Genomic DNA, 12,122 nt, shown 5'->3' on the forward strand with positions numbered 1-12,122 from the left:
AGAAGTCCAAAAGTCAGGCTAAACTGGCAGATATCTACATTTTGAGTATGGGGTTTTTCGGACTCTAAGGCAAACATCGGTATAATCTTGGCAGTTTGCTAGGGGACTTACAAGAAATATAGCGGTTTTCGGTTGAGTCCAATACACTGTCTTAGGCACGGCAGTGCCAATTGGTGTCAACTTAAGTCAAAACGCTTATTCCACAGGCATTTTACCCCACCCCTCAATCCCCTCCCCGTAAACGGGGAGGGGACGTTTTGCGTCAGCAAAACTGGGGTGGGGTAGCGCGGATCTTGGTGGTACGTGATTTTGTATCAAATCATATCTTGGCAAGGGTTTCACGTTAAGTTGACACGTATGGGCAGTGCCGTGCCCCTACGCGCAACGATATAATTTTGTATTGCATTCAAGTGAGAATCGCTATAAATTACCCATATTCCGTAGTGCGAGCATCTTGCTCGCTGATGTTCATTCATGGAGCGAGACGCTCGCACTACAAATTTATTGGGTATTTAAAAAATTGGCTGTCCCTAGACAAGGAACTAGCCATCAGGAGGAAGTAGAGATTTTATAGGTATGGTATTAATAATTTGATATTTTTATGATCTTGTATCTTAACTTTTATTCCTATGAAGCGTTCCGCCTGCCTAATCTTTAATCCCGTTGCTGGTCAAGGTGATTCAGAACAAGAACTGGAGCAGATTCGGGCAATACTAGAGCCAGAAATTGATTTAGATATTTACCTAACTACCGAAGAAATTGGTGCAGACCAACTTGCAAAGGAAGCGGTTGAGCGTGGGGTAGATGAAATTATTGCGTCGGGCGGTGATGGTACACTCTCGGCAGCAGCAGCGGCTGTAGTCAATACAGGGATTCCCTTAGGGATTATTTCACGAGGTACGGCAAACGCTTTTGCCACTGCTTTAGGCATTGCTGACACCATTGAAGCCGCCTGTGAAAATATCTTGCAAGGAGCAACTCGGAATGTAGATATAGCTTACTGCAACGATTTGCCAATGGTTTTGCTGGTAGGTGTGGGTTTTGAGGCTGAAACTGTAGAAAAGGCAGACCGAGATGCCAAAAATCGCTTTGGGATTATGGCATATGTCTTAGCTGGACTTCAGCAATTGCGGGATTTTGAAACTTTTGATGTCGAAATTGAGACAGAAGACAAGATCATCAAAACTAGCGCGGCGGCTGTCACAGTCGCCAATGCTGCACCTCCCACTTCTGTTTTAGCTCAGGGGCCAGCAGGGATTATTTATGATGATGGATTGCTAGATTTGACAATTGTAGCTCCAGTGAATAAAGCAGGTGCGATCGCAGCTACATATCATCTCTTTCAAACTGCTTCTGCGGGTCATGCAGTGGAACGTGATGATATTGGCTACCTACGCGCCAAACAATTTAAAATCACTACAGAACCACCACAAAAAGTTGTCCTAGATGGTGAAATCATCGGTACAACCCCAATTGAAGTCAGGTGTGTGCCAAAGGGCTTGACAATTTTTGTCCCACTAGTAGAAGAAGATGTACTGATAGAAAAACTAGATGGTCTGCCTAATTTGACAATTGAGTTGAAAGAGTAAGGGGACAAGGGGATAAGGGGACAAGGGGGACAAGGGGGACAAGGAGGAGTAATGAGTAATGAGTAATGAGTAATGAGTATTGCCCAATGCCCCATAACCAATTGAGGAGTAAAGTCTATTGAAACTATATTCTGATCCGGCGATCGCAAAAAAAATTCGCAAGATGCAACAGCGGGTAAAATGGCAAGACCCGCTAATTCTAGAACGTCGCATTGACCAAACTCAGTTTGTACTGTCAGATGGTCATGCAGATGATCCGGAGTTTTCGTTTTTGGTTGTCGGCGATAGTGGTTCCGGGACGCACAAGGGACATAACCCCCAACGACAGGTTGCTGAACTGATGCTACCTCATCATCATGAATGCCGTTTCATGTTGCATACAGGTGATGTAATTTATCTTGTGGGGTCGAAAGAATACTATCAACAAAACTTTATCCAGCCTTACCAAGAGTTTCTCGTCGGTGGAGAACAGCCAAAGAAAATTGCCTATGACAAAATGGTTTTCAATCTCCCGATTTTACCTGTACCGGGAAATCATGATTACTATGATTTACCACTTTTATTTGGCTTAGTTTCTATTAGTACTTTACCCATCCGGCGCTTATTGCAATCGCGGCTAGATTTGGATGTCGGTTTATATGGTTCAGGAACAGGTGATGCTTATGCGCGGGCGTTTTTAGACTATCTCTGCGCTTTTAAGTTTCCGGGAGATTTAGCCCGTCATTTAGACGAGCATTATACGATTAAAACAGACACTGGTCGCTGTCTTTCCTATCAACCAGGAAGCTTTACCCGGTTGCCAAATCGTTATTATACTTTTCGTTACGGGGGAATTGATTTCTTTGCATTGGATTCTAATACATTTAATGATCCGCCACCACTGCCAAAAACTCAAGCAGGTGATAGCGATCGCAGAATTTTAGAGAAACGCCGCACTAATTTAGAGCAAGAAAAGCAGCAAATTATGGCAGATTCAGCAATTCTCAATCCTAGCAACTCCAAGGATGCTGAACAATTAGATGATTTGCAAGTTAAACTCACCCAAATTGAAGAAATTATTGTAGATATCGAAAAGCAATTAGATCCTAACAAAACTCTACTGACTGATATCGAACAGCTAGACTGGTTAAAGCAGAGATTAATTGAATCTTGGAATACGCAAGAAGTGCGCGGAAGGATAATTTTCTTTCACCATCCTCCCTATGTTACTGAAGCGACAAAATGGCAACAAGCCCAAACTTTAGCGATTCGTAACCGTTTGCGTGGAGTTTTCGATGCGGTAGCGGCAAAATTAGGTTCCCTGACTCAAAATCGTCCTTTAGTTGATTTGGTAATTAACGGTCACGCCCATTGCTTAGAATATCTGCAAACAGCAGACACAGGACACGCTGATTCTCATATCCCCTGGATTGTTTGTGGTGGAAGTGGTTTTAGTTTACGCCGCCAACGACCTGAAGGTGCAGAATTGACGGAAGTTAGGGGGGATGAAGAGAAATTAGTAGCGCGATCGCAGCTGTTTCTAGGACGGAGTGGACAGGGTTCCCACAAACACAGACCTTACTCTTGTCTGCGGATTGATGTCAAAGGCGATCGCCAGCCTAAGTTTATTGTCCGTCCTTTGGTGGCTGAATGGTATCAGCGGGAGTGGTGCGATCGCGAAATTGCAGGGTTTGAGATTTAGCGCTTGGATAATATTGCTAAAGCTGCATCCGCTATTAATTGGTTGGTTTTGTTGGTGAGATGTACCATATCCCAAAATACATACTCATCTGGATTGCTGGATTCCACCAACGAACTAGCTTGAGTTGTATTCGTAAAGCCAAACTTTTGCGGATGTGCGATCGCGTCATTCACAACAGACTTGACATCGAACAACATCAAATTAATTTTGTCTTCAAAAATATAAGCAATTTCCTTCAAAGATTGGTTATGTTTCTCTACTACCTGACTAACTAGATGGGAATCTGTAATCTGATTTACTTCTGATGCTAGAGGTGTTTTACCAATATCAATAACGTTGACTAACAAAATATTTCTTGCACCGACTTCAGTTAAATCTTTGATAGCTGTAGAAATATTGCTGATAGTAGTCGTAGTGTCGCTATATTGAGGAACGCCATTGACAAAAGGGGCGTAATCCGCAGCACCAGCCCAGATAATATATAGTGCATTCGGCTGACTATGTTGTTTGCGGCTGATATATGACTGTATTTGTTGTTGCAATCCAGGTAACTCTGGTAAATCTGGGATCACCGCAGGAAATAAATTTTCTAGCCCTGTTGTTGCGCCTCCAAAAGCAAAATTGATACTATGATTGTTTAAATTATTTTCTGTACTTGGTTGTAGGCTTAATTTTAAGCTTTCTGCTAGATAGTCAATCCAGAGAAGATTATTAGAAAATCGCCCATGATAGTTGGGATGTGCGGCTAAAACACCGCCAGTAGTATTGAAAGCATTGCCAGTATCCGAATAACTGTCACCAAAAATATAAAGATTGCTGAAATGCTGTAGCTCTGATCGGTGAAATTGCTGTGTCATATTTACGCAATACTTCCTGATAATCAACAAATTGAAGAATAATTTGGATACATGTATAGCACAAAAATTTTCTTAATAGGTTTATTGCCTGAAAATGCTGATGATCAGGCTATTTACCTTCTTAAGTAATTGACAGACTAATTTATATTTCTTTACTTGCTATAGTTATTTAGGATTGTTATAAGGGCAATCTATAGATATAAAAATATTTTTATAAAAAAGGAAAAATATAGTGTCGGCATTGTTCGGGATACCAGGGTATGCAGTCAAAGAAGTTGTTCATGAGGGGATAGACACCATTGTTTACAGAGGAACCTCCCAGACGAACCAACAACCAGTAATTCTCAAAGTACTCAAAGCTGACTATCCTAGCCTAGAACAGATTTTTCGGCTCAAACACGAATATAAAATCAGAGAAAATTTAAATTTAGCAGGCGTAGTCAAAGTTTATCGCATTGAAGATTATGAACATCGTCTGGTGATGGTTTGCGAAGACTTTGGCGGTATTAGTCTCAAACAATGGCTCTCAACGCACAAACCTTCTCTCCTCTGTTTCCTGAACATCGCAGTTTCACTAGCTAGAACAATTGACTCTCTGCATCAATACCATATCGTCCACAAAGATATTAAGCCTGCTAACATCATTATCAATCCTCAATCTGAGCAGGTTAAACTCACCGACTTCGGTATCGCTTCACGGTTAGATAAGGAAACGCCGCAAATCACCAATCCCAACCACATGGAAGGTACACTGGCATATATGTCGCCAGAACAAACAGGGCGAATGAATCGTTGTGTAGATTACCGCAGTGACTTTTATGCATTGGGGGTGACATTTTACGAAATACTTACAGAAAAATTGCCGTTTCAAAGCCATGAAGCCTTAGAGTTAATTCACTACCATATTGCCAAGCAAGCAACGCCCATTCAGCAGTTGAACCCAGAAGTACCGGAAGTCTTGGCTGCAATTATTGCCAAACTGATGGCGAAAAATGCTGAAAACCGCTATCAAACTGCGGCGGGGCTATTGGCAGATTTAGAATTGTGTTTAGAGCAACTGAAAACTCAAGGTACTATTTCAAAATTTATCCCAGGAGAACGCGATCGCACAGCGAATCTTCTCATCCCCCAGAAACTCTACGGACGGGAGAAAGAAGTATTCATGTTACTATCTGCGTTTGAGCGGGTAGCAGCATCACAATCGAAAATTGAGTTAGTGCTGGTGTCTGGTTACTCTGGGATTGGTAAATCATCCTTAGTCAACGAAGTTCACAAGCCGATTGTTCGCCAACGGGGTTATTTTATTCGTGGTAAGTTCGATCAGTTTCAGCGTAATATTCCTTATGCATCTTTAATTCAAGCATTACAAAGTCTGATACAACAGTTACTGACAGAAACTAATGCTCAATTAGAACTCTGGAAACAGAAGTTGCTATCAGCTTTGAATGGTAATGGACAAGTAATTATTGATGTTATTCCCGAAGTCGAACGCATTATTGGCAAACAGCCCCTAATACCGCAATTGGGGTTAAAAGAAGCCCAAAACCGATTTAATCAGGTATTTCAAAGTTTTATTCAGGTTTTTACCCAAAGGGAACATCCCTTAACTATATTTTTGGATGACTTGCAATGGGCTGATTCTGCTTCCTTAGATTTCATCCAAGTGCTGATGACTAACCCAGATACTCAATATCTGCTACTAATTGGCGCATATCGAGATAATGAAGTAACTGGTAGTCATCCACTGCTGAAGACATTAGAGGAGATTTCTCAAGCCGGAACCGTCATCAAAAATATTGTGCTGTATGCCTTGGAACTGAAGCATATACAGCAAATTTTGGCAGACACTTTAAATGATGGCAAAACCAGCCTATCTTTAGCAGAATTATTATTCAACAAAACTCAAGGTAATCCCTTCTTTTTCACCCAACTCTTAAAAACCTTACACCAGGATCAACTGCTGAAGTTTGATTTTGCTCAAGGTTGTTGGCAATGGGATTTACAACATATTCAAGCTACGGGAATTGCAGATAAGAGTGTAGTGGAGTTGGTAGCGGGTAATATTGCCAAGTTACCAGAAACTACCCAAAATACTCTGAAATTAGCAGCTTGTATCGGTGCTAGGTTCAGTTTAAATATTTTAGCCACAGTTAGCGAACAGCGATCGCTCTTTGTGGCTGCGGCTTTGGAACCTGCTTTACAGGCGGGATTAATTTTGCCGTTGAGTAATGAATACAACATACCCCTGTTGTTTGCCGATGAAGAGTTGGACATGATGGGGTTTGATAATTCACAAATAACATACCGTTTTTTGCACGATCGCGTCCAGCAAGCAGCATATTCACTAATTTTGGAGTCGCAGAAGCAAGCAACCCATTTCAAAATTGGTCAATTACTTCTGCAAAGCAAATCAAAATCAGAAATTGAGTCTCGCATTTTTGACATTGTTAATCAATTTAATTATGCCATTGACCTTTTTTCTACACAACCCCAAAAAGATGAATTAGCACAATTAAATTTAACTGCTGGACATAAAGCAAAAGCATCTGCTGCCCATGAAGCCGCTGTAAGTTATTTGCGGATAGCGCGAGAACTTTTAGCTGAAAATTGTTGGCAATATCAATATAATTTATCCTTAGATATTTATGTTGAAGGTGCAGAAGCCGAGTATTTAACAACGAATTTTGAATTAGCGCAGAAATTATCAGATATTGTCATTCAGCAAGCAGTTAATTTACTTGATTTAGTCAAGGTTTATGAACTGATCATAGACATGAATATTGCCCAAACTCAACAATTTCAAGCTGTGAAAGTTGGGATAAAAGCAGTAGAAATGTTAGGAATTTATTTAGTTAGTTATACAGGCGATCGCCACAGTTTACCGCAGCTACCATTACTATCAGATTTAGCAACTTTTCCAGAAATGACAGATCCATGTCATTTAGCTAGTATTCGCATTCTCAGCAAAATTTCTGCCGCTGCTTATCAATCTGCACCGGATATTTATCCCCAGATAGTTTTGACAATGGTGAATCTATGCCTAGAACATGGTCACTCGTCATTAGCATCTTATGTTTATGGTGCTTATACTGCATTTTTGCAATCTATTATTGGCGATCCGGCTGCTGCTTATCACTCAGGTCAAATTGCTTTTAGCTTATTAGAACAATATCCAGCTAAAGAATTAGAAGTCAAAGTCTACATGGTAGTTGCTACCTATGCTTTACCTGGTAAAGAACATATAAAATCTACATTTAATCCCTTAATTAAAGGTATTCACAGCGGTTTAGAAGTTGGGAATATTACTCATGCTGGCTTAACAGTTATTGCTTATTGTACCCAACTATTCCTCTCTGGAGAAAACTTAGAATTAGTTAACAATCGTCAACATCAATATATTGATTTGCTGCGAAAGTTAAAACAACAGCCTTATGTAAGATATGCCAGAATTTGGGGACAATTAGTTTTAAATCTTCAAGGTGCGGTTGCCAAAACCTGTGATTTAATTGGAGAAATTTTTGATGAGACAAATATTGTCTCCTGGTTTGAGCAACCTAAGTACTATCAAGGACTTTTTGCCGCTTATATTGCTAAGTTAATGATTCTGTATATCTTCTCAGAATATGAGCAAGCTATTAATTACAGCAAAAAAGCTGCTCCTTATCAAAGAGCGACTTTAGGAATCATATTGCTTTCTGTTTACTACTTTTACTATTCTTTGGCGCTATTAGCTAACTATACGCAAATTGAAGTAGACAAACAAAGCCAACTCTTAGAACAAGTACAGGCTAATCAAGAAAAACTCAAGCATTGGGCAAACCATGCACCATGTAACTTTCAACATAAATATGATCTAGTAGCCGCAGAAATCGCGAGAGTCCAAGGAGAAGTTTTAGCAGCAATGAATTTGTATGATTCTGCCATTGCTGGCGCTGGCGAAAATGGCTACATTCAAGAAGAGTCTTTGGCAAACGAACGTGCTGCACTGTTTTACTTGGATTTGGGCAAAACTAAAATTGCCAAAACCTATATGACAGAGGCATATTATGGTTACATTAAATGGGGAGCGATCGCTAAGGTAACAGACTTAGAAAAACGCTATGCAGATTTGATTCCTCGCACTCAGGTTATCGGTAAAAGTAATCAAGGAATCATTGATGATTGGTTAACATCAATCACCGCTCTCCAAAATATCACCAGAATTACAAACAATAATAACACTAACAATATCTTAGACTGGGGAACGGTGATGAAAGCTGCAGAAGCTATTTCCAGCGAAATTATTCTTGATAATCTCTTGAGAAAGCTGCTGCACATTCTGTTAGAAAATACAGCATCTCAGAAGGGATGTTTGATTTTAGAACAAGACGGTGAGTTATTTATCAAAGCCATTGATAAAGAACAAAACAATTCTTTGATCATCATGCAATCTACCCCTGTAGAAAGCAGTGTAGATGTCCCAGTTTCCTTAATTAACTATGTTGCTAGAACCCAGCAAGCTTTAATTTTAGGCAATGCTAGCCAAGAAAATATTGCTAGCACCGATCCTTACATTCTCCAGCATCAACCAAAATCTGTTTTATGTACGCCCATTTTGTATCAAGGTAAATTGATTGGTATAATTTATTTAGAGAATAACTTAACTACTGATGCATATACTAGCGATCGCTTAGAAATTCTCAAGCTTTTGTCAACCCAAGCCGCTATTGCCATTGAAAACGCTAGCCTTTACGCCCGTGAGCAAGAAAAAGCCCAACAACTGCAACAATCCCTAGAAAAACTCCAGCGTACGCAAGCGCAGCTAGTACAAACTGAAAAAATCTCGTCTCTAGGACAACTAGTAGCTGGCGTTGCTCACGAAGTCAACAATCCCGTGGGCTTCATCAGTGGTAGTCTCTGCAATGCCAAACAGTACATTGCAGATTTATTTGCTCATTTAAATCTCTACCAGCAGCACTACTCAAATCCGCCGACAATTATCCAAGAACATGGAGAAGAGATTGAAATAGAGTATTTATTAGCAGATTTGCCGAAGATGATTGACTCGATGCAGCTAGGAAGCGATCGCATTCAAGATATTATGCAATCATTGCGGAATTATTCTCGGAATGATAATGGGCAAAGAAAACTTAGCGATGTTCATAAAGGGATAGACACCACATTGATGATCCTGCAACATCGGCTCAAAGCTAAATCTCATCGTCCAGCAATTCAAGTAATTAAAAACTATGGTAATTTACCACAAATTCCCTGTTACCTGGGACAACTCAATCAAGTGTTTATGAATTTATTGGCAAATGCCATTGATGCTTTAGACGCATCTAATGAAGGTAAGAAATATCATGATTTAGAGCAACAACCCAACATTATTCATATTCAAACAACAGTAGAAGATGAATATGCAGTAATTAGGATTGCAGACAACGGACTCGGTATATCACAAGAAGTACAGCAGCTAATTTTTAATCCCTTCTTTACTACTAAAGCAGAAGGTAAAGGTACAGGGCTGGGATTATCTATCAGTCATCAAATTATTACCGAAAAACATGGTGGTACTCTTGAGTGTAATTCTTCTCCTGGTCAAGGTACAGAGTTTGTGATCCGCCTGCCATTGGACTAGGAGCGCACAGAGATGCAACCCTAAAAATGATTGATGTTTGAATCTTGAATTTTGAATTTTGAATTAATATTAGTTGCTACTGACAGTAATCACAGCTACCGGACAGCGTGCTTTATTGAGAATTGCATCTACACGATGACCAAAAAACACTCGACCTGTGATTGTCTGAATACTGCTACCCAAAACAATCAAATCTACTTGCTTAGTATGGGCATATTTAAGAATTTCAAACTCGGGAATACCAGCCAAAATTGCCGTTTTGATTTCAGCACCAAATCCTCTTCCCACCTCAGCTTGCTGCTGCACAATCTGTTTGGCTATATCTGTTACTGAATGAATTGTCTGCTCCTCAAATAAAACATATTCGCGCTGAGTCCGGTTAACGACATTAATCAGAGTGACCGTTGCGCCAGTTTGAGCAGCAATTGTACTTGCAACCTCAACGCCGTGTAAGCTGTAATCGTTGCCACTAGTGGGTACTAAAATATGACCAAGTTTGTGATAGCCAGTTGACTCGGTTGTAGATAAATTCGACTTCACCACCATTGTGGCGCAGGGAGCTTCCTGAACCACTCGATCAACTAACAAATTGAACACAGAACCACGAGAACTTTGATTTCCGGTTGCACCCAACACAATCAAGTCATAGCCTTTATTAGCTTCTTTGAGAATCACATCAGCCTTATTTTGTCCTGATTCAACTTTGGTTTGCAGCAGCGAACCAGTAGGAAGATTCATTTCATCAACTACGGTAGCAATAGCGGTTTCTGCTGTATTATCTTGAACGGCAGTTGCTTGGGCATTTACTGATTTACGTAGAGGCTTTTTATCACTTTTGGCATATAAAGCAGTCACTTCCAGGGAATTTTGCTGTGCTAGATGGTTAACTAACTGAGCAGCTAACTTGACGTTAGGCCCGCCTTGAGTGGGTACTAATACGCGGCGAATACGCTTGACAAAGCTGCGGCTAGCCAGTTCTTCTTGCTCTAAGCGTTGGGCTTCTTCTTCACCAATTGAGACTTTGGAAAGTGACCAGCGTAACAAAGGCGGAGCCATGAGTGAAGTAACGATCGCCACCATGACGATAATGGAATACATCGGCGGATTCAGTACACCCAAGGAAACCCCAATGGTAGCAACGATAATCTCCATCGCGCCTCGGGCGTTCATTCCCGATCCCATTGCAATTCCTTCCCAGTGGCTTAATCCTCCTACACGGGAACCTAGATAAGCACCAGTGAATTTGCCAACACAGGCGATCGCTAACACCACCAAGCCAACGACAAATGTTTGGGGAACCAACAGTTGTACTAAATCTACCTTTAATCCGGCTGTAGCAAAGAAAATCGGCGCGAGAAACCCAGCAGTAATCAGTTCGAGAGTCAAACCAGCTTCACGGCTAAAGCGTGGTGATTGTCCAGCCAAAATCCCCGTGACAAATGCCCCTAGAGCAGCTTCAATTCCTAGCTGGTGAGTAAAAGCCGCCGCACTCAACGCCAACACCAATAAAGCTGATAAACTAGCTGTCGGCCCACCAATATAATCATCTACCCAGCGTAACACTCTGGCCATGAGCGATCGCCCTATGGTAAAAGCGATTCCCAAAAATAGTACTGCACCGCTAATTGACCTGAATACCGTCGGGAAATCAAATTTACCACTGGTCGCTAACCCAGACACTACTGACAGTAGAATCCAGCCCAAGGTATCATCGGTCATCCCCGCTGCGAGAGTTACCTGACCAATATCTCGCCGAATTAGCTTTAAATCCATTAACACCTTGGCAATTACTGGTACTGCTGAAATACTCATGGCAGTAGCAATAAACAGACTGAAAATTAACCTTTGCTCAGGGTTTGCCAAAAAGCTATCTGGGAGAAACCAACCCAACCCCAATCCAGTTGCAAAGGGAACAATAATACCCCCCAAGGAAATTAGTAATGCTGTTTTACCTTTACGGACAATCAAGTTTAGGTCTGTTTCTAATCCCGTCACAATTAGTAAAAACAGCACACCTAACCAAGAAACAACCGAAAGCAAATCAGACTGCACCTGACTTTTAGGAAAAATATGATGCTGTAAATTGGGCAAAATCCAGCCGAATACCGATGGGCCCAGCAGCACCCCTGCAAGTAGTTCACCGACTACTGGTGGTAGCTGAATTCGTCGCATCAACTCCCCTAAGCCTCTAGCAACCAAGAGTAGCAAAGCTAATTCCAGTAACACTAGCAGCAACTCATGGTGACCAAGGGGCTTAATTAGACCTTTTTCTGGTAATGCGCCAGACGCAAGTAAAAGGTTAAGCAGTAAATTCATGTGTTCAACTAGTGTGTGATTAATGCAGCTAGATTGCAGTCGTTACATAAAAATAATGA

5 protein-coding genes are annotated in these 12,122 nt (G+C 41.0%); 3 read left to right on the plus strand and 2 right to left on the minus strand.

Annotation, left to right across the window (positions count from 1 at the left end):
* Window positions 1-623 precede the first annotated feature (623 nt).
* Together AACU32_RS36205 and AACU32_RS36210 are read left to right on the plus strand one after the other, a co-directional pair.
* Entirely contained in the window at window positions 624-1,589 is a 966-nt protein-coding gene (locus AACU32_RS36205) for a YegS/Rv2252/BmrU family lipid kinase (RefSeq protein WP_339378731.1), read from the plus strand.
* Between the two features lie 118 nt (window positions 1,590-1,707).
* The gene (locus tag AACU32_RS36210; RefSeq protein WP_096607083.1) at window positions 1,708-3,270 is read left to right on the plus strand and encodes a metallophosphoesterase; all 1,563 of its coding nucleotides are present in this window, start codon (window positions 1,708-1,710) and stop codon (window positions 3,268-3,270) included.
* Here AACU32_RS36210 and AACU32_RS36215 read toward each other — a convergent pair.
* Entirely contained in the window at window positions 3,267-4,127 is an 861-nt protein-coding gene (locus AACU32_RS36215) for an SGNH/GDSL hydrolase family protein (protein ID WP_096607084.1), read from the minus strand. The two genes, AACU32_RS36210 and AACU32_RS36215, sit on opposite strands and share 4 nt — an antisense overlap.
* A gap of 232 nt (window positions 4,128-4,359) precedes the next feature.
* Between AACU32_RS36215 and AACU32_RS36220 the strand changes: the two genes are divergently transcribed.
* Window positions 4,360-9,747 (plus strand): trifunctional serine/threonine-protein kinase/ATP-binding protein/sensor histidine kinase, encoded by a 5,388-nt coding sequence (locus AACU32_RS36220; RefSeq protein WP_339378566.1) that lies wholly within the window; start codon window positions 4,360-4,362, stop codon window positions 9,745-9,747.
* A gap of 69 nt (window positions 9,748-9,816) precedes the next feature.
* On the opposite strand, the gene AACU32_RS36225 is transcribed toward AACU32_RS36220, so the two are convergent.
* Window positions 9,817-12,063, minus strand: coding sequence for a cation:proton antiporter domain-containing protein (locus tag AACU32_RS36225; RefSeq protein ID WP_096607085.1), 2,247 nt, complete (start codon window positions 12,061-12,063; stop codon window positions 9,817-9,819).
* Window positions 12,064-12,122 lie beyond the last annotated feature (59 nt).

It is taken from the genome of Calothrix sp. NIES-2100, assembly GCF_963875285.1.
Classification (GTDB): Bacteria; Cyanobacteriota; Cyanobacteriia; order Cyanobacteriales; family Nostocaceae; genus Aulosira.

What these genes read in the sequence shown, in the direction of transcription:
- AACU32_RS36215 (WP_096607084.1), bottom strand. Translation starts at nt 4,127, where the DNA reads ATGACACAGCAATTTCACCGATCAGAGCTACAGCATTTCAGCAATCTT.
- AACU32_RS36225 (WP_096607085.1), bottom strand. Translation starts at nt 12,063, where the DNA reads ATGAATTTACTGCTTAACCTTTTACTTGCGTCTGGCGCATTACCAGAA.